The following is a 19,180-nucleotide window of genomic DNA, read 5'->3' as shown; positions in this document are numbered from 1 at the left end:
GAGGGTTGCGGGCGATAATCGCACCGATTGGCAGAATGTACAGGTATCGGCTCAGTTTTCACCTTCAATTGACAGACCCGCAAGGGAAAAATGCAAGCACTCGAACCATAAAAATCATTCACCGGTCCGTGCCGCGTGAAGCTTGCGAGTGACAAAAACAATGAAAACGCTGAAAACCCAAGTTGCCATCATTGGCGCCGGTCCGTCCGGATTACTCCTCGGTCAATTGCTGCATAACGCCGGCATCGACACCCTGATTCTCGAACGCCAGACACCCGACTATGTCCTCGGCCGAATCCGCGCCGGCGTGCTCGAACAGGGCATGGTAGAGCTGTTGCGCGAGGCCGGCGTGGCCCACCGGATGGACAGTGAAGGCCTGGTGCATGAAGGCTTCGACCTGGCTCTGGACGGACGTCTGGTACACATCGATCTGAAGACCCTGACTGGCGGAAAAACCGTAATGGTCTATGGCCAGACCGAAGTCACCCGCGACCTGATGGCCGCTCGTCGGGAGACCGGCGGGCAGACGATCTATGAAGCTCGCGATGTCGTTCCCCACGGCATGAAAAGCGACGAAGCCTTCGTCACCTTCGAAAAGGACGGCGAAACCTGGCGGGTCGACTGCGACTACATCGCCGGTTGCGACGGTTTCCACGGTGTCGCCCGTCAAGCCATTCCCGAGGAATGCCTGAAGGTGTTCGAACGGGTCTATCCGTTTGGCTGGCTCGGCATTCTCGCCGACACGCCGCCGGTTCACGATGAACTGGTCTACGCCCGCCACGAACGCGGCTTCGCCCTGTGCAGCATGCGTTCGGCGACCCGCACCCGTTATTACCTGCAAGTGCCGGCCGAGGAGCAGGTCAGTGAGTGGTCGGATCAGCGCTTCTGGGACGAGCTGAAAAACCGCCTCCCCGCGAGCCTCGCCAATATGTTGGTGACCGGCCCGTCGATTGAAAAAAGCATCGCGCCGCTGCGCAGTTTTGTCGTTGAACCCATGCAGTACGGGCGCCTGTTTCTGGTCGGCGACGCGGCGCATATCGTCCCGCCCACCGGCGCCAAAGGTTTGAATCTGGCGGCCAGCGATGTCAGCACCCTGTTCAATATTCTGCTGAAGGTTTACCGCGAAGGTCGCACCGAACTGCTGGAGAAGTATTCTGCAATCTGCCTGCGCCGGGTGTGGAAAGCCGAGCGTTTTTCCTGGTGGATGACCTCGATGCTGCATCGCTTCGACGAGTACGATGACTTCAGTCAGCGGATCTGCGCTTCGGAGCTGGACTACTTCGTCGACTCGGAAGCGGGCCGGAAAACCATTGCAGAAAATTACGTCGGACTTCCTTATGAGGCTATCGAATAGCCTGCTACCGACTTACACTGGCGAGCATCCCCGCTCGCCAGATGACCTGCGGGAATCTCACAGCCCGCAGGTTTTCCCCGTGACCAATCTCAACCATCCCGAAACGCCCAAACCGGCCATTCGCAGCGTGCTGGTCGCGCTGATGATGGCGATCTTCCTGGGCGCGCTGGACCAGACCATCGTCGCCGTATCCATGCCGGCGATTTCCGCGCAGTTCAAGGACGTCAGCCTGCTGGCCTGGGTGATTTCCGGCTACATGGTGGCGATGACGGTGGCGGTGCCGATCTACGGCAAGCTCGGTGACTTGTACGGGCGACGCAAACTGATGCTGTTCGGCATGGGCGTGTTTACCCTCGCCTCGCTGTTCTGCGGCATGGCCCAGAGCATGGAGCAACTGGTGCTGGCGCGAATCCTTCAGGGCATTGGTGCCGGCGGGATGATTTCAGTCAGCCAGGCGATCATCGGCGACATCGTGCCACCACGGGAGCGCGGGCGTTATCAGGGTTACTTCAGCAGTATGTACGCGGTGGCCAGCGTCGCCGGTCCGGTACTCGGCGGCTACATGACCGAATACCTGTCCTGGCGCTGGGTGTTCCTGATCAACCTGCCGCTGGGTCTGGGCGCGTTTTGGGTGGCGCGACGCAATCTGCGCGGGCTGCCGATTCCGCAGCGCAAACCGATCATCGATTACCTCGGCACGCTGCTGATGATCGTCGGCCTGACGGCCCTGCTGCTCGCGATCACCCAGGTCGGCCAGGGCCATTCGTGGCGCAGCAGCGAAGTCCTCGGACTGTTCGCCTGTGCGGTGGTGGTGCTGGCGATGTTTGTCTGGCACGAGCGCCGTGCGCGGGAGCCGTTGTTGCCGATGCACCTGTTCGCCAATCGCAACGCCCTGCTGTGCTGGTGCACGATTTTCTTCACCAGTTTCCAGGCGATTTCGCTGATCGTGCTGATGCCGCTGCGCTTCCAGAGCGTCACCGGCGCCGGTGCCGACAGCGCGGCGCTGCACCTGCTGCCGCTGGCGATGGGTCTGCCGATCGGCGCGTACTTCGCCGGCCGCCGCACGTCGGTGACCGGGCGCTACAAACCGCAGATCCTGACCGGGGCGATCCTGATGCCGATCTCGATCATCGGCATGGCGCTCAGTCCGCCCCAGGCGACGCTGCTCAGCGCTCTGTTCATGCTGCTCAGTGGTATCGCCGGCGGCATGCAATTCCCGACATCGCTGGTCGGCACCCAGAATTCGGTGGCACAAAAGGACATCGGCGTCGCCACCAGCACCACCAACCTGTTCCGCTCGCTGGGCGGGGCGGTGGGCGTGGCGTTGATGTCGGCACTGTTGCTGGCGTTATTGCAGGACTCCAGTTTCGCCCACCTGGCGAGCAGTTCATTGATGAGCGAAGGGCACTCCGGCAACGTGCTGCTCGACGGCCTGAATGCCGCCCCTGGCGATGCGCAGAACGCCCTTCGCGCCGAGCTGCTGGTGACGTTCCGGCATTTGCTGTGGGTCAGCACGGCGGTGTCGCTGCTGGGATTGGCGGCGGCGATTGCCATGCCGAACAACCTGCTGCGCGGGCGGGAGCACTCGGCCAGGTAACCGGCTCCCACCGGCCATCATGTGCTCAAGGGCTGTAATACCCGACCGCCACGAGAAAATGCCCGACCTTCTTCAGGTAGGCGTGCTTGTCCTCGACCTTGTCGGTCACCGGGTTTTTCCAGCGGTATTCGTATTCGCCTTCGTCCTGTGTGGCAATCAGCGCCAGGATCGGCTCGCCCACCGGTTTGCCTTCGGGGTCCTTGATCTTGCCGAAGTCGGTGTTGATCAGACGCAGGTTGGTGCCATGGGCGACGTAGCGCTGGTTGGTGAGGTCGACCACGAACACATACAAGTCATCGACCAGATAGCCGCCCTTGAGTGAGTTGATCGCCGTCAAAGTGCCCTTCTCGTCCTTGCCCAGATCGGTCGCGGCCTTGTCCAGCAACGCCTTCGCCTGCTCGGCCGAGGCCCGGGGCAGGTAATAACCGACCGCCAGAATCCGCTGGCCGATGCGCTGGTAATACACATGCTTGCGCTCGACCTTGCCGTCGGCCTGATTCTTCCAGCGGTATTCTGCCTGCTGGATGCCGTTGCCTTCCGGCACTTTCAAGGCGTCCTTGAAGGCTTTCTGCAAATCCGGCCCGAGCACTTCGCTGACATCCCGGCCGATCAGCGCCGACGATGGCCCGCCGCTGGCGAGCATGACGCCCTTGGTGTCGACCACGAACACGTAGCGATCCTTGTCGACGAACTCCCCCTGACGACTGAAAGCGGCAAACGCCTTGTCGCCGTTGTCGTGGTAGTAGGCCAGGGCCTTTTCCAGCAGGGCGATGGCCGCCTGACTGTCGTCCTTCTCCGTTTTGGCAGCGTTGGCCTGGCCGAGACTCAGCATCAGCACCACGCCGAGCCAGGCCAGCTTATGCACAAACCCCATGACGCATCCCTCGTTCCTGTTGGTGTTTCAAGAGCGTAGACGGCCTGGGGTTATGTATGAATATTCAGTAGGTTTCTGGAGATTGCGAGGGAGCCGCCTCCCTCGCCAAAGAGGCGTCAAGGCCGGGCGTTGATCTGCTGTTGCAGGTTCTGGATCTGCGCCTGGAGGGTGTTGATGTTGCGGGTCATCTGCCCACGGAAGGCATCGAACTCGGCCGTGTTGGTGCCCCCCTGGGCTGCGGCCGGGCGATTGTCCTGCTCGCTTTTGAGCACCACGATTTCCTGTTCCAGACGATCGATGGCGGCACTCGGATTGCCCTGCTTTTTCAGCGCCACGATGTCCGCACCTAGGCTCTTGAACTGCGCATCGAAGCTCTTGAACTCGGCCTCGATCTTGCTGGTGTCAGCCGGTGTGCTCTTGAGGGTGGCCAGTTCAGCGCTCAGGGCTTTGACCTGGGCCTGCAGCTGAGTGTTGGCGGTCTGTTGCTCAGTGGCCTGGGCGGCCATCTGCGCCAGGCGCTTGTCCAGATCCGTGGCCTGCTGCCCGGCCAGCCCCTGCTGTTGTTTGTTCTGATCCTGGAGCCGGCTTTCCAGTTGCTTGATCTGCAACTTCAAGGCTTCACTGTCGCTGGTGACGTTGCTCTGGCTGGCGACGACCTTGCCGGAAATGTCCTGCAGGCGCCCCGCTGCTTCCTCACTGATCCGCGCGAAACTTTCCTGGGTCGCCACCAGTTGCTGCTCCATCAGCGAGATCTGCTGAAAACTCCACCAGGCCAGGCCGATGAAAGCGAAGAACAATGCGCCGACCAGCGCCCACAGCGGCCCGGTGCTGGCGGACTTGACCTTGACCACCGGCGGCGTGCGCGAGTGCACGGAGGTGCGAGTAGTGGTCGGGAAATCATCGTCATCGAGGCTGTCGGCGCGCAGGCTCGGTACATCATCGAAATCGTCGTCGTGGGCATCGTTACGCATGGACATTGAGGCAACCTTTGGGAAACGCGGTGATGGCTGATTGCGGCGAAGTATAAACCCCGCGACCGCAGGGATTGACCCTCAAGCTGTAGCAGGGTTCAGCACGGGCCGACGGCCCGTTTCGTATCAACGAATGTCCTGGGCTTTCCACCAGCCACAGAACTCATCGAGCGCCGTCCACAGACTGACTTTCGGATCGTAGTCCAGATAATGCCGGGCGCGGCTGATGTCGAGGGTGAAATTTTTGTTCATGACCTGCATGCCCAGGCGCGACAACGTCGGCTCGGGGCGCCCCGGCCAGAGCTTGCACGCGCCCTCGTTGAGCGCCGCGACGCTGTAGGCCAGCCCGTAGGAACGGTATCTGGTGACCTGCGGGACTTCCATCCTGCGCATCACGTAATTGACCACATCCCACAACGGCACCGGCGCTCCGTTGCTGATGTTATAGGCCTTGCCCAGTGCGGAGCCAGTCGCCAGCAGACTGCTGAGCAGCGCTTCGTTGAGGTTGTGTACGCTGGTGAAATCGACCTTGTTCAGACCGTCGCCGATGATCGCCAGACGCCCCTTGCGCTGCATCTTCAGCAAACGCGGGAAGATGCTCATATCCCCTGCGCCAGTGACGAAACGCGGGCGCAGGGCCAGGGTTTCGAGGCCGAATTCCTGGGCGCCGAAGACCTTCTGCTCGGCCAGGTACTTGGTCGCTGCGTAGGGATGCCTGAAGCGCTTGGGCACTTGCTCTTCAGTCAAGCCGAGATGGTCGCGGCCATCGAAGTAGATCGACGGCGACGACAGATGCACCAGCCGCCGCACCCGCTGCTTGAGGCAGGCCTCGACCACGTTTTCAGTGACCTGCACATTGCCCTGATGAAAGTCCTGATAGCGCCCCCACAAGCCGACGGCGCCAGCGCAATGCACCACGGCTTCGACATCCGCGCAGAGTTCACGCACCAGATCTGCGTCGCTCAAGTCGCCCTGGACAAATTCGGCGCCCCGGCGCACCAGATGCTCGACACCTTCGGCCCGGCGACCGTTGACCCGCACGTCCAGGCCCTGCTCCAGGGCAAAACGCGCAAAGCGCCCGCCAATGAAGCCGCTTGCGCCGGTGACCAGAATTTTCATGTAAAGCTCCGCTGTCTTTCGTTTTGCCTGATTCGGGTGTCTTGACGCTGGCCGTCAGTCCAACGGCACCAGCCATTGTCCCGAAGATCGCACCAGTTGCTCGGTCAGCAGCCCCAGCAACTGACCGCCGTTGCGCCAATGATGCCAGTACAACGGCACATCGATCGGTTTATCTGGCAACAGTTCGCGCAACACACCCCGTTGCAACTGCTCGCGCACTTGCAGCTCCGGCACCAGCCCCCAGCCCAGGCCAGCCTCCGTCAAGCGGATGAAACCCTCGGAGGACGGGCACAGGTGATGCTCGAAACCGCCATCGACACCGAGGGAAGCGAGGTAGCGATGTTGCAGGAAGTCGTCCGGGCCGAACACCAGCGCCGGGGTACGCGGCAGTTGTTCGGCGCGCACGCCATCGGGGAAATGCCGCTCGATGAACGCAGGGCTCGCCAGCGCCCGGTAACGCATCGCCCCGAGCAACACGCTGCGGGCGCCGGCCACCGGTCGTTCGCTGGCGCACAGACAGGCCGCCACCTCACCGGCGCGCATGCGCTTGAGGCCGACGGTCTGGTCTTCGACGATCAGATCCAGCAACAGATGCTGCTCGGCGCAGAAATCGCCCACCGCCTCGGCCCACCAGGTCGCCAGACTGTCAGCGTTGAGGGCGATGCGCAGACGCTCCGGCAGCCCCTCTTCGTCCAGCGCCGGCACCAGGCCTTGCAGGTCCCGTTCGAGCAGGCGCACCTGCTGCACATGGTTGAGCAGGCGTCGACCGATCTCGGTCGGCGACGGCGGCGTGCCGCGCACCAGCACCGGTTGGCCGACCCGCGCCTCCAGCAGCTTGATCCGCTGGGAAATCGCCGACTGCGAAAGCCCCAGCACCTGCGCCGCGCGTTCGAATCCGGCCTGCTCGACCACGGCGGCCAGAGCGGAAAGCAATTTGTAGTCGAACATCAGTTTTCCTAATGAGCGATCAGCACTATTGGTTTTTCTTATACAGCGTCTGCCCGGAGAATAGCCAGCAAGCACTCTTTATCAAGGATCACTCCCATGGCGGGCGAAACCTCGTTGACCACCCTGCTGCGCAGCATGAGCCCGCAGCTCAATCCCGGCGAATACGTGTTCTGCACCTTGCGCGACGGCCGGTTGCCGAGCGGTCTGGAAGTCGTGGGAAGTTTCCGCGAACAGGAAGGCCTGACGGTCATCCTCGAACGCTCCCACGCCGAGCGCGCCGGTTTCAACTTCGACTACGTCGCCGCATGGATCACCCTGAACGTGCATTCGGCGCTGCAAGCGGTCGGCCTCACCGCTGCATTTGCCACGGCACTCGGCAAGGCCGGCATCAGTTGCAACGTGATCGCCGGCTACTACCACGACCATTTGTTTGTCGGCCAGGCCGACGCCGAGCGCGCCCTGCAAGTACTGCGCGATCTCGCAGCCAACGCGGAGTAACGGTTATGTGGCAAAGCTATGTGAACGGGCTGCTGGTGGCGTTCGGGCTGATCATGGCGATCGGCACCCAGAACGCCTTTGTGCTGGCGCAAAGTCTGCGCCGCGAGCATCACCTGCCAGTGGCCGCACTGTGCGTGGTCTGCGACGCGATTCTGGTGGCGGCCGGAGTATTCGGCCTCGCCACGATTCTGGCGCAGAACCCGACGCTGCTGGCGATCGCCCGCTGGGGTGGCGCCACGTTCCTGATCTGGTATGGCAGCCAGGCATTGCGCCGGGCGTTCTCGAAACAGAGCCTGGATCAGGGCGAAAACCAGACCGTGCGCTCCCTGCGCGCGGTGATGCTCAGCGCGCTCGCGGTGACCCTGCTCAACCCGCATGTGTACCTCGACACCGTATTGCTGATCGGCTCCCTCGGCGCCCAACAATCAGTGCCGGGCGCTTACGTGATCGGTGCGGCGAGTGCGTCGCTGCTGTGGTTCTTCACCCTGGCCCTCGGCGCGGCGTGGCTGGCACCGTGGCTGGCGCGGCCGAGCACCTGGCGGATTCTCGATCTGCTGGTGGCGGTGATGATGTTCACCGTGGCCGGACAATTGATATTGGCTTCGTGATTTATTCCAAACAGCTCTGGAACCTCTATCCCACACAGTTGTTGCGTGGTTATGCCGCTACCCCGGTGCTATGATCCGAACCCTGCGCCGCAAAGAGTAAAAACTCGCCGGCGTATTTCCGGCCGCCCGTGATCGGCCTTGCGCTCACCGCAACAGACCTGATTAGGAGAATCATCATGGCTTTCGAATTGCCGCCGCTGCCTTACGCACACGATGCCCTGCAGCCGCACATTTCCAAGGAAACCCTGGAGTTCCACCACGACAAGCACCACAACACCTATGTCGTGAACCTGAACAACCTGGTGCCAGGCACCGAGTTCGAAGGCAAGACCCTGGAAGAAATCGTCAAGACTTCCTCGGGCGGCATCTTCAACAACGCCGCTCAGGTCTGGAACCACACCTTCTACTGGAACTGCCTGGCGCCAAACGCCGGCGGTCAACCAACCGGCGCACTGGCTGAAGCCATCAACGCGGCTTTCGGTTCGTTCGACAAGTTCAAGGAAGAGTTCAGCAAGACTTCCATCGGCACCTTCGGTTCCGGCTGGGGCTGGCTGGTGAAAAAGGCTGACGGTTCCCTGGCCCTGGCCAGCACTATCGGCGCCGGCAACCCGCTGACCAGCGGCGACACCCCGCTGCTGACCTGCGACGTCTGGGAACACGCCTACTACATCGACTACCGCAACCTGCGTCCGAAGTACGTTGAAGCGTTCTGGAACCTGGTCAACTGGAAGTTCGTGGCCGAGCAGTTCGAAGGCAAGACCTTCACCGCTTAAGCTGCGCCAGACAAAAACCCGGCTGTTGCCGGGTTTTTTTATGCCGAAAAAACATCCGCGTCGGCATCAGAGATTTCCCACAGCGAATAACGCCCCGGGGCGCTTGCTCCCGAGCCACGGCGGACTAACATCAAACAGAGGAAAATTTCGCTCGTTCCCCTCAAGTTGGAGGCGTAAACAACCGAAACAGTACGAATAGGGCAAATACTCCAGTCAGCCGCATATTGGCCAAGTTTCAGGCGATTCGCCCAAGGCTTGATTGTCCCTTTGACTGCCAACACGGGATTGCCAATACTCATGGCAACTTGACGCTACCCGCACGGAACAAGGAATAACCCTTTGAAGCTGGAACTCAAGAACAGCTTGTCGGTGAAGTTGCTCCGGGTCGTGCTCCTGTCGGCATTGATCGTCGGCGTGGTCTTGAGCTGCGCGCAGATTGTTTTCGATGCCTATAAAACACGCCAGGCCGTCGCCGGCGATGCCGAACGCATCCTCGACATGTTTCGCGATCCCTCGACACAGGCGGTCTACAGCCTGGATCGGGAGATGGGCATGCAGGTGATCGAAGGCCTGTTCCAGGACGATGCCGTGCGCCAGGCCTCCATCGGCCATCCCAACGAAGCCATGCTCGCGCAGAAATCCCGCGACCTGCAGCATTCCAACAGCCGCTGGCTGACCGACCTGATCCTCGGCCAGGAACGCACGTTCACCACTCAACTGGTCGGACGCGGCCCGTACAGCGAGTATTACGGCGACCTCAGCATCACCCTCGACACCGCCACGTACGGCGAGAGCTTCATTGTCAGTTCGGTCATCATCTTCATTTCCGGCGTGCTGCGCGCCCTGGCCATGGGTCTGGTGCTGTATCTGGTCTATCACTGGCTACTGACCAAGCCGCTGTCGCGGATCATCGAACACCTCACCGAGATCAACCCGGACCGCCCCAGCGAACACAAAATTCCGCAGCTCAAGGGCCACGAGAAAAACGAGCTGGGGATCTGGATCAACACCGCCAACCAGTTGCTCGAGTCCATCGAACGCAACACCCACCTGCGCCACGAAGCGGAAAACAGCCTGCTGCGCATGGCCCAGTACGACTTCCTCACCGGCCTGCCGAACCGTCAGCAATTGCAGCAGCAACTGGACAAGATCCTGGTGGACGCCGGCAAGTTGCAACGCCGGGTCGCGGTGTTGTGCGTAGGGCTGGATGATTTCAAGGGGATCAACGAACAGTTCAGCTACCAGACCGGCGACCAGTTGCTGCTGGCCCTCGCCGACCGGTTGCGCGCCCACAGCGGTCGTCTCGGCGCCCTCGCCCGTCTCGGCGGCGACCAGTTCGCCCTGGTGCAGGCCGATATCGAACAGCCTTACGAAGCGGCGGAACTGGCGCAAAGCATCCTCGATGATCTCGAGGCGCCATTCGCCCTCGACCATCAGGAAATCCGCCTGCGCGCGACCATCGGCATCACCCTGTTCCCGGAGGATGGCGACAGCACCGAGAAGCTGTTGCAGAAAGCCGAACAGACCATGACCCTGGCCAAGACCCGCTCGCGCAACCGTTATCAGTTCTATATCGCCAGCGTCGACAGTGAAATGCGTCGCCGCCGCGAGCTGGAAAAAGACCTGCGCGATGCCTTGCTGCGCGATCAGTTCTACCTCGTCTATCAACCGCAGATCAGTTACCGCGATCACCGCGTAGTGGGCGTCGAGGCGCTGATTCGCTGGCAGCATCCGGAACACGGCCTGGTGCCGCCGGACCTGTTCATTCCACTGGCCGAACAGAACGGCACCATCATCGCCATCGGCGAGTGGGTGCTGGATCAGGCCTGCAAGCAACTGCGCGAATGGCACGACCAGGGTTTCATCGACCTGCGCATGGCGGTCAACCTGTCCACGGTGCAACTGCACCACGCGGAGCTTCCGCGCGTGGTCAACAACCTGTTGCAGATGTATCGCCTGCCGCCGCGCAGCCTGGAGCTGGAAGTCACCGAAACCGGCCTGATGGAAGACATCAGCACCGCCGCCCAGCACCTGTTGAGCCTGCGCCGCTCCGGCGCGCTGATCGCCATCGACGACTTCGGCACCGGCTATTCGTCGCTGAGCTATCTGAAGAGCCTGCCGCTGGACAAGATCAAGATCGACAAGAGTTTCGTGCAGGATCTGCTGGATGACGACGATGATGCGACCATCGTTCGCGCGATCATCCAGTTGGGCAAGAGCCTGGGCATGCAGGTGATTGCCGAGGGCGTGGAGACTGCCGAGCAGGAGACTTACATCATCTCCGAGGGGTGCCACGAAGGTCAGGGGTATCACTACAGCAAGCCGTTGCCGGCGCGGGAGTTGAGTGTTTATCTCAAGCAGGCGCAGCGGAGTAATGCGGCGATTTTATAGGTTGTAACCTTGGCGGCCTCTGGGCCGGCCAGGTTCTTTGGGGTTTTGGGTGAATATCCGTTGCTTCGGGTGTGGCGGCTGGCGGTTTCGCCCTTACGGCGAGTCACCTTTTTCAGACGCCAAAAAGGTAACCCAAAAGGCTTGGCCCCGGCGTTCGGCTCCTCGCTGAGGCTCGGAGTTCCTTCGTTGCGGGATTCATCCGGGGGGCATCGCCTACGGTTTGCTTCGCTGCACCTCCTCTCGATGTGTTTGGCTGCGCCAAACGGTCGCTGCGCTCCCACCCCCGGATAAATCCCTCCACTCAGCCTGCCGAAGGGGCCGGCACGGCAAGATCAAAAGCGGTACTCGAGCTAACGCTCATTGTGTTGAGTGGGGAGAAACGGGTGCGGACGGCTTTTGTTTTTGCTTTTCTGTGAGAGTGGCTTGCCCGTGAAGGCCGCCTTCGGGCCGACCTAGTGCCAGTTAAAAACTGTTACCTATGTGCTTGAACTGTTTTGTTAACTATGTGGGTGAGTCATACCCAGGCCCTCAGGGTGAGAGGCTTTTGATCTTCAACAAATGAATAGGAAATATTTCCAAGCACATCCCTTTACACATAATGCGAAAGATTTGCATTATGTCGCAGTTTTGCGCACCCCCGCGCGAGTCCATTCAATTACCGAAGCAGGATGTTCGCCATGATTCGTATGCCTCTGGCTACCGCCAGTCTGCTGGCCATCGCTATTTCCCTCGCCGGTTGCGGCGAAGGTAAAGACAAAGACAAGGCCGCCGCCCCGGCGCCGACTCCAGCCGCCAGCACCGCTCCGGCCGCCGCGCCTGCGTCCACCGCTGCCGGTAAAGTCGACGAGGCCGCCGGCAAGGCCGTTGTGTCGCACTACGCCGACATGGTCTACGCCGTCTACAGCGATGCCGAATCCACCGCGAAAACCCTGCAAACCGCCATCGACGCGTTCCTCGCCAAGCCGAACGCCGACACCCTGAAAGCCGCCAAGGCTGCCTGGGTCGCCGCTCGCGTTCCTTACCTGCAGAGCGAGGCGTTCCGCTTCGGCAACACCATCATCGACGACTGGGAAGGTCAGGTGAACGCCTGGCCTCTGGACGAAGGCCTGATCGACTACGTCGACAAGTCCTACGAACATGCGCTGGGCAACCCGGGCGCCACCGCCAATATCATCGCCAACACTGAAGTGCAGGTCGGCGAAGACAAGGTCGACGTCAAGGACATCACCCCGGAAAAACTCGCCAGCCTCAACGAGCTGGGCGGTTCCGAAGCCAACGTTGCCACCGGCTACCACGCCATCGAATTCCTGCTCTGGGGCCAGGACCTGAACGGCACCGGCCCTGGCGCCGGCAACCGTCCGGCGTCGGATTACCTGGAAGGCGCCGGCGCTACCGGTGGTCACAATGACCGTCGTCGTGCCTACCTGAAAGCCGTGACCCAACTGCTGGTCAGCGACCTGGAAGAAATGGTCGGCAACTGGAAGCCGAACGTGGCCGACAACTACCGCGCCACTCTGGAAGCCGAGCCTGCCGAAGCCGGCCTGCGCAAGATGCTGTTCGGCATGGGCAGTCTGTCCCTGGGCGAACTGGCGGGCGAGCGCATGAAGGTTTCCCTGGAAGCCAACTCGCCGGAAGACGAACAGGATTGCTTCAGCGACAACACCCACAACTCGCACTTCTACGATGCCAAAGGCATCCGCAACGTGTACCTGGGCGAATACACCCGTGTCGATGGCACCAAGCTGACCGGCGCCAGCCTGTCGTCGCTGGTGGCCAAGGCTGACCCGGCTGCCGACAAGGCACTGAAGGATGATCTGGCCGCCACCGAAGCCAAGATCCAGGTCATGGTCGATCACGCCAACAAGGGTGAGCACTACGACCAGCTGATCGCCGCCGGCAACACCGCCGGCAACCAGATCGTGCGCGACGCCATCGCCTCCCTGGTCAAGCAGACCGGTTCGATCGAGGCGGCTGCCGGCAAACTGGGGATCACCGACCTGAACCCGGACAACGCCGATCACGAGTTCTGATCAACAGCGTCAACCGCGCCTCATGAAAAAGCCCCGATCATTCGGGGCTTGTTCATTTCAGGCCGGGCTCAAACCCGGATGATGAAGATCTCGGTCGACGAACCCGCCGCCGGCGTTCGCATGCCCCCCACCAACGACACCAGCTCATGAGTCTCCCGAGATTTGTTGAGCAGCACCTGGGTGGGCGCATCCATCAGTTCAACCCGTGGGGCAACGTAATGGCTGCCTTCGATCACATTGCCGACGACCCGGCGCAACGATAGCCAGAACATTTGCGGACGTCCCGGCCGCTTGAACAACAGTTCGGAACCGAGACGGTAGCCCATGAAGATTTCATAGCCGCTGGCGACCAGCCGCTCGGACATCAATGCCCGAAGTGACTCATCGGTTCCGGTCCGGATGGCTGCGTCCAGCAGGATATCGACCCCTTCGGCGCTCAACCGCAACCGCTTGTAGAGACCGAAATACCCCTCAAGCAGCCACTGCCCCGCCAGGTTTTTCGGCGTCACAGGCAACAGCGACAGCGGATCCCACAACGCGTCGGCCGGCGCCAGGGTGGCACGCCAGGCTCTCAGTGTGCGGTAGATCATTGCCAGTCCCGAAGCGTTCAGACCATCGGGATTGCTCAGTTCAAACATTTTTTGCGCGATGTGGCGGCTGCTCAGGCGGAACACCGGAAACGCATCGGCCACGTAAGACGTGATGGTTTTTTCGAATGGCAGATCAATCGATGTACTCCACAGCCCATCGTTGGAACGAAACAGGCGCGGCTGACTGAACAGATCCGACCAGAGCAGGTATTCAAACTGGGCAAAATGGTTGAGCTCCAGGCCCTCGTCGAACACATAGGCCAGGTGAGGCGCCGACGAGTCGTGCGCAGGCAGGATCGAGTAATAGCGCTCGCCCATTTTGATGTAGTCGCGACCTCGCAGGACTTGCTCCCCGCCTGTGCGCCGATAGATCCCGAACGCGGCGTTTTGCAGTTGAAACTCAGCGGGATCGATAAGCTGCCCCCAATCGAGAAACTTTTGGTTGAGCGGCCGAGCGGGGGCTGCCGGCAGGGACTCGGATGGGCGCACGCGCGGCGGCTGGCCTCTCGGGCGCTTCGCCACAGGCGCCTCGCTCACCACTCCACCGCCGGAAAAACCCGCCACAGGCAGCCCCTGAAGACGTCTGCGCAAGACCTGCTCACCCACCCGCAGATACTGAACGAACGATGCGAGCGCCATGCCCGAACGCAGGTGTTCGACAAAACTCAGGCCCAACTCGATCTCACGACCACGGGGAAACGCGAACGCTTCGAACACATGATTGACCTGTACATCGTCGAGGAACGGATACAGATGCTTCAGCGCTTCCTGCGGTGAATTGCCGCCCAGCAACCCGGCGTGCGCAGAGGTGCCCACCTCCCAATGCCCCTGTCCATCGAGGCGGATCGGCGGGTAGTACCCCTGGAACGGTTTGCGCGCATCCCTGATGCGCCAGGCCTGTTCAAAACCTTCATCGATGATCGAATACCAGCGCTTGCCCTCATTGAGGAAGTACAGTTTGCCGACGCCGTCCGCAGGTTTTTTATAGTGGATGCCCTTGCCTTCCCATCCCGGCAACGCCAGCAGGCCATCCGGCTTGTGTCTCAGCGCCAGTTTCGGATTCAACGCACGCGGATTGGTCGTTGCAGGAGCGCGGGGCCGCACCCGTGTCGCCCCCATCACGCTGTCGACCAGCCCCCCGGTAAACTCGGCCAGCGCCCGGACGATGTGATGCGCAGCACCGGCCCGATCATTGATCTGCGCCAGATCCACCGCGCTGAACACCGATGACAGTCCCCTGGCAATACCGATGGGCAGTGTCACGTGAACCGGCAACACCATGCTCAACACATCGATCGCCGTGGTGGCGATGAGCATCCCGGTTTCGACGTTGGTCTGCTGAGTGGTGGTGACCTGGGCAGTGGCGTCATTCAAGACGAAACTGGCCTCGTGCTCGTAGGCATTTTCGAACAGATTGCCAGCGATGCGCATCCGGTTGACCTGCGAGACATCACCCTGCCCCTTCAGGATCGCCAGCACTCGAGCCCGGGAGGCCAGCCCGATGCGGCCGAGCAAATAGTCACGCCAGGAACTGCTCTGGACAAAATCCGCGATGAACTGGTCTTTGCGAAACTCGTGAAACACCCGACCGCCCGACGCGCCCGGCGTATACACCACGACCGAGCCGACAGCGACCGACGCGGTGGCGAACAACAGCACGCCACGCACCCGTTGCCCGCGCAGTTGCAGGTACTCGACGAGTATCCGGTGCCCCTCGACGGTTTTGCGCTGATCGCTGTCCTCGGGTGCATCCAGCACCGCTTGCACCCAATGGAAACCACGCTCCAGGCGGTCGGGCATGAAGTCGCCATTGATCCTGGCTTCGATGGCCTCAAGACGCATCAGCCGTTCGACAAGGTCGGCGTATGACTGCTTGCGGGCCAGCGCTGCCGCTGAGGTGATCAGGTTCTTGCGCAGAAAGTCCTGATAGCTCTGACCGACGTTGGTCGTTCGGATCAATGCCTTGACCTGCTCCAGGGTCAAACCGTCGTAGGGTGCAAACGCCTTGGCTTTCTCCGGCGTATCCGGCAGCACGGTCTGCCCATGCTTGTCGTCGACGGCGGTCTTCAGGCTGAGTCTGGAGAAACGGGTGAAATTGAGGTCATGGCTGGCGACGTTGTCCAGCCCCGCTTCAGTCAACGTCTTTTGGCGATGCACGAAGCGGAACTCGCCGGGATCACGAATGCTGGTGCCGGGCGCGGCGGACGGCACCGGGTTGACCGGAACCACCGGCTCCCTGGTGTGTACGATGATGTGGTCCGGATTCACCTTCAGGCCATGTTCCGCTTCGAGCGCCGCACGCAATTGCCGATTGCTGTAGGCCAGCAATTCGCGCCGGTCGCTGAACTGCTCCAGCGACGGCAGGCCTTCGTACTCCGGCAGGCTGGCGAGCGCCTCGGTGTAGTTCTCCAGGGCAACGGCCCAGGCTTCTCGATCCTCAGAGGAAGCATCCTTCAGGAACGCAGTCAGCCGCGCCTGGCATTGTTTACGCAGCCGGGCCTGCAGAATCGGCTCGACGGCAAAGGCGTGTCGCAGGTCGGTCACCCGATCAATCGCAGCCGGCAAATTCGCCATGTCGGCGTGGATACCCTGCCTCACATAACGCGCGAAGGTCGATTCAAGGTTGGTCTGGAGCAACCGGCATTGCGAGTCGATGGCGTAGTCGAAGGGAGAGTCCAGACGTTCGAGGTATTTCAGTTGATCGCGCGCGGCTGCCGTGCCCTGAAGCGCGATGACCCGAGCCTGATCCTTGTCCGCCACCAGCACGCTCAACGCGGCGAACTCGACCGCATGACTCAAGCGTCGATGCAGTTCGCGATCCAGACTGGCCAGGGAATCGAACTCTTCCAGCCCGTTGTTCGGCGTGAACAGCAGCACCCGGCCGACGTTGGCGCTCGGCTCGACGGGCCGGGCCACTGGGGTTTTCACCGCACTTTCCCAACCCACCTCGGCATCCTGCGGATCCCGCGCCGTCAGGACGAACGTGCCGTGCAGCGTCATCACCTCGGCAGCGGCGTCTTGCAGGGCCACGGCGTACACGCACGGGCGATAGCCCTCCAGCGCTTGCCGGGCCGACGCGTGCGGGTAACGCAGCACGGTTTCGAACAGAGTCACGGCGGCGGCGCTGAGCAGGTCGTCACTTTTCAACAGCGCGACTTCGGTCTGCAACTGCTCGATTCGCATCTGCACCAGCCACTGTTTGTGGCTGCGCACATCGGTCGGACTGAAGGTTTTGGCCCAGTAGCGCTGAAGGTACTGCGTGTATTGCGTGTGTACCGCGTCGGCCAGTTGATCGAGAAAGGTATCGAACGCTTCGGGTTTCAAGGCGCTGTACAGGGCCGGTTCGCCGCCGCTGTCGGAAGCACGATGGAACAGCGCTTTGTATTTCGCGTAAGCGGCTGATTGACCGCTGACGATCCGCCGCACAACGGCGTCCATCAGGCTGGGGGGTAACCCCGGCAGAGCGGCGGCACTGTCGGCAGCAGCGTCGGACCGGGTAGCGGGTTCGCTGGCGTCGGCGCGCTCGGAAAGCTGCGCCGAGAGCGGCGTCGTCTCACCGTGGCTGATGAAGCAGCGCAGCAGGTCAGGCGCCGGCGCAAGGTCGGGGAAGTGTTTCTCGAAGGCCTGCCTGACGAACTCATGAAAATGCGGCCGGCTCGCAAAATGCTCGACGATCTGCAGATCGAGCGCCGACATCTGCTCTTTCAGGGTGGTCTGGGCAGGGTTGATTCTGGCGCTCGACAACACGGCACGCGCTGACGACCGAACGGGATGCTGCATGGGGGCAAACTCCGGATGAAAGACAACCGGCATGCTGCGCCCGTGTCCTTGCCCCCGTGCGGTACATAGTTATAGGCCATGATCGGGCGCCGTCCGGCGATCCGGTTTTTGCTCTCGATCAAGCAAACGATAATTCCTCTTATTCAATCCCCCCCGCCCTGTTAGACTTTGCGCCTCGAATTTTTGCCCCTCTTGCAGGATGTCTGATGCCCTCGCTGCCTCTTCGCTTGTCCGCACTGTTTCTGGCCCTGGGCCTGAGTGCCTGCGATGACGCCCCGCGTTTCACCAAGGCCGAGCCGGGTGAAGCGCGTTCCGGCGGGGCGGCGACCGTACGCAAGAGCGATCAGAACGCGTTTTCCCTGCCCTCGGCCAACCTGCCGCCCTCGCGTCGGGTGGACTTCAGCGTCGGCAACAGTTTCTTCCGCAGCCCCTGGGTGATCGCGCCGTCGACCACCACCGCCCGCGACGGCCTCGGCCCGTTGTTCAACACCAACGCCTGCCAGAACTGCCACATCAAGGACGGTCGCGGTCATCCGCCAACGCCGGATGCGGCCAACGCGGTGTCGATGCTGGTGCGTCTGTCGATCCCCGATGCGCCGGCCTACGCCAGGCTCATCGAGCAGGTCGGCGTGGTGCCCGAGCCGGTGTATGGCGGGCAGTTCCAGGACATGGCCGTGCCCGGCGTCGTTCCAGAAGGCAAGGTGCGGGTCGGGTACACCCCGGTGCCGGTCCGTTTCAAGGACGGCACCGAAGTCGAGTTGCGCCAGCCGAGCTTGCAGATCACCCAGCTCGGCTACGGCCCGATGCACCCGGACACGCGCTTCTCGGCACGGGTCGCGCCGCCGATGATCGGCCTCGGCCTGCTCGAGGCGATCCCCGAAGAAGCGATCCTCGCCAACGCCGCCGCCCAGGCCAAAGACAACAATGGCATCAACGGCCGGCCGAACCGGGTCTGGGATGACGCCCTGCAAAAAACCGTGATGGGCCGGTTCGGCTGGAAGGCCGGGCAACCCAACCTCAATCAACAGAATGTTCACGCGTTTTCTGGTGATATGGGCCTCACCACCAGCCTGCGACCCTTCGATGACTGCACCGACGCACAAACTGCCTGCAAACAGGCGCCGAACGGCAACGGGCCGGATGGCGAGCCGGAAGTCAGCGACAACATCCTGCGTCTGGTGCTGTTCTACAGCCGCAACCTGGCGGTGCCGGCGCGCCGTGGCGTCAACGATGCCCAGGTGCTGGCCGGCAAGAACCTGTTTTTCCAGGCCGGCTGCCAGTCCTGTCACACCCCCAAATACACCACCGCCGCCAATGCGGCCGAACCTGAACTGGCCAATCAAGTGATTCGCCCGTACAGCGATTTGCTGCTGCATGACATGGGCGAAGGCCTGGCCGACCACCGCACTGAATTCCAGGCCTCCGGCCGCGACTGGCGCACCCCGCCGTTGTGGGGCATCGGCCTGACGCAGACGGTCAGCGGCCATACCCAGTTCCTGCATGACGGCCGCGCGCGCAACTTGCTCGAGGCCGTGCTCTGGCATGGCGGCGAAGCAAAAGCCGCGCAGCAACAGGTTTTGTCTTTCAATGCCGAACAGCGTGCCGCGCTGCTGGCGTTCCTGAATTCCCTTTAACAACGTATTCCAT

The 19,180-nt window shown here is 61.8% G+C and carries 13 protein-coding genes; 8 read left to right on the top strand and 5 right to left on the bottom strand.

Annotated elements, in window-relative coordinates:
• Nucleotides 1-169: 169 nt before the first annotated feature.
• Nucleotides 170-1,354, top strand: a complete 1,185-nt coding sequence (gene pobA, locus N8H74_RS10805) for a 4-hydroxybenzoate 3-monooxygenase (protein WP_262147714.1) — start codon at nt 170-172, stop codon at nt 1,352-1,354.
• A gap of 79 nt (nt 1,355-1,433) precedes the next feature.
• Nucleotides 1,434-2,951, top strand: coding sequence for an MDR family MFS transporter (locus tag N8H74_RS10800; protein ID WP_262147466.1), 1,518 nt, complete (start codon nt 1,434-1,436; stop codon nt 2,949-2,951).
• Between the two features lie 25 nt (nt 2,952-2,976).
• On the opposite strand, the gene N8H74_RS10795 is transcribed toward N8H74_RS10800, so the two are convergent.
• The 4 genes from N8H74_RS10795 to N8H74_RS10780 form a co-directional block, all read right to left on the bottom strand.
• The gene (locus N8H74_RS10795; RefSeq protein WP_262147464.1) at nt 2,977-3,825 is read right to left on the bottom strand and encodes a cache domain-containing protein; all 849 of its coding nucleotides are present in this window, start codon (nt 3,823-3,825) and stop codon (nt 2,977-2,979) included.
• A 116-nt stretch (nt 3,826-3,941) separates the two neighbouring features.
• Entirely contained in the window at nt 3,942-4,802 is an 861-nt protein-coding gene (locus tag N8H74_RS10790; protein WP_262147462.1) for an ATPase, read from the bottom strand.
• A 120-nt stretch (nt 4,803-4,922) separates the two neighbouring features.
• On the bottom strand, nt 4,923-5,915 hold the full coding sequence (locus tag N8H74_RS10785) for an NAD-dependent epimerase/dehydratase family protein (protein WP_262147460.1): 993 nt from the start codon (nt 5,913-5,915) through the stop codon (nt 4,923-4,925).
• Between the two features lie 54 nt (nt 5,916-5,969).
• Nucleotides 5,970-6,863 carry a LysR family transcriptional regulator ArgP gene (locus N8H74_RS10780; RefSeq protein WP_217832767.1) on the bottom strand — a complete coding sequence of 298 codons (894 nt, stop codon included), beginning with the start codon at nt 6,861-6,863 and terminating at the stop codon, nt 5,970-5,972.
• 96 nt (nt 6,864-6,959) lie between these two features.
• On the opposite strand from N8H74_RS10780, the gene N8H74_RS10775 reads away from it, so the two are divergent.
• The 5 genes from N8H74_RS10775 to N8H74_RS10755 all read left to right on the top strand — a co-directional run bounded on the left by N8H74_RS10775 (nt 6,960) and on the right by N8H74_RS10755 (nt 13,163).
• Nucleotides 6,960-7,361 (top strand): ACT domain-containing protein, encoded by a 402-nt coding sequence (locus tag N8H74_RS10775; RefSeq protein ID WP_262147458.1) that lies wholly within the window; start codon nt 6,960-6,962, stop codon nt 7,359-7,361.
• 5 nt (nt 7,362-7,366) lie between these two features.
• The gene (locus tag N8H74_RS10770; protein WP_217832765.1) at nt 7,367-7,969 is read left to right on the top strand and encodes a LysE/ArgO family amino acid transporter; all 603 of its coding nucleotides are present in this window, start codon (nt 7,367-7,369) and stop codon (nt 7,967-7,969) included.
• Nucleotides 7,970-8,145: 176 nt separating this feature from the next.
• Nucleotides 8,146-8,742: a Fe-Mn family superoxide dismutase gene (locus N8H74_RS10765; protein WP_003227660.1), complete on the top strand. Its 597-nt coding sequence runs from the start codon at nt 8,146-8,148 to the stop codon at nt 8,740-8,742.
• A 339-nt stretch (nt 8,743-9,081) separates the two neighbouring features.
• A complete protein-coding gene (locus N8H74_RS10760; RefSeq protein ID WP_217832763.1) occupies nt 9,082-11,133 on the top strand; it encodes a GGDEF domain-containing phosphodiesterase in 2,052 nt (683 codons plus the stop codon).
• Nucleotides 11,134-11,810: 677 nt separating this feature from the next.
• Nucleotides 11,811-13,163 (top strand): imelysin family protein, encoded by a 1,353-nt coding sequence (locus N8H74_RS10755; RefSeq protein ID WP_217833799.1) that lies wholly within the window; start codon nt 11,811-11,813, stop codon nt 13,161-13,163.
• Nucleotides 13,164-13,231: 68 nt separating this feature from the next.
• On the opposite strand, the gene N8H74_RS10750 is transcribed toward N8H74_RS10755, so the two are convergent.
• Nucleotides 13,232-17,533 (bottom strand): hypothetical protein, encoded by a 4,302-nt coding sequence (locus N8H74_RS10750; RefSeq protein WP_262147456.1) that lies wholly within the window; start codon nt 17,531-17,533, stop codon nt 13,232-13,234.
• A 206-nt stretch (nt 17,534-17,739) separates the two neighbouring features.
• Here N8H74_RS10750 and N8H74_RS10745 point away from each other — a divergent pair, with 206 nt between their 5' ends.
• Nucleotides 17,740-19,167 (top strand): di-heme oxidoredictase family protein, encoded by a 1,428-nt coding sequence (locus N8H74_RS10745; protein ID WP_262147454.1) that lies wholly within the window; start codon nt 17,740-17,742, stop codon nt 19,165-19,167.
• Nucleotides 19,168-19,180: the final 13 nt, after the last annotated feature.

The sequence above is a fragment of the Pseudomonas sp. B2M1-30 genome (assembly GCF_025447575.1).
GTDB lineage: Bacteria > Pseudomonadota > Gammaproteobacteria > Pseudomonadales > Pseudomonadaceae > Aquipseudomonas > Aquipseudomonas botevensis.
Note: the sequence above shows the minus strand (reverse complement) of the source record. Positions and strands in the feature narration are given on the sequence as shown.

What these genes read in the sequence shown, in the direction of transcription:
- N8H74_RS10795 (WP_262147464.1), bottom strand. Translation starts at nt 3,825, where the DNA reads ATGGGGTTTGTGCATAAGCTGGCCTGGCTCGGCGTGGTGCTGATGCTG.
- N8H74_RS10790 (WP_262147462.1), bottom strand. Translation starts at nt 4,802, where the DNA reads ATGTCCATGCGTAACGATGCCCACGACGACGATTTCGATGATGTACCG.
- N8H74_RS10785 (WP_262147460.1), bottom strand. Translation starts at nt 5,915, where the DNA reads ATGAAAATTCTGGTCACCGGCGCAAGCGGCTTCATTGGCGGGCGCTTT.
- N8H74_RS10780 (WP_217832767.1), bottom strand. Translation starts at nt 6,863, where the DNA reads ATGTTCGACTACAAATTGCTTTCCGCTCTGGCCGCCGTGGTCGAGCAG.
- N8H74_RS10775 (WP_262147458.1), top strand. Translation starts at nt 6,960, where the DNA reads ATGGCGGGCGAAACCTCGTTGACCACCCTGCTGCGCAGCATGAGCCCG.
- N8H74_RS10770 (WP_217832765.1), top strand. Translation starts at nt 7,367, where the DNA reads ATGTGGCAAAGCTATGTGAACGGGCTGCTGGTGGCGTTCGGGCTGATC.
- N8H74_RS10765 (WP_003227660.1), top strand. Translation starts at nt 8,146, where the DNA reads ATGGCTTTCGAATTGCCGCCGCTGCCTTACGCACACGATGCCCTGCAG.
- N8H74_RS10755 (WP_217833799.1), top strand. Translation starts at nt 11,811, where the DNA reads ATGATTCGTATGCCTCTGGCTACCGCCAGTCTGCTGGCCATCGCTATT.
- N8H74_RS10750 (WP_262147456.1), bottom strand. Translation starts at nt 17,533, where the DNA reads ATGCAGCATCCCGTTCGGTCGTCAGCGCGTGCCGTGTTGTCGAGCGCC.
- N8H74_RS10745 (WP_262147454.1), top strand. Translation starts at nt 17,740, where the DNA reads ATGCCCTCGCTGCCTCTTCGCTTGTCCGCACTGTTTCTGGCCCTGGGC.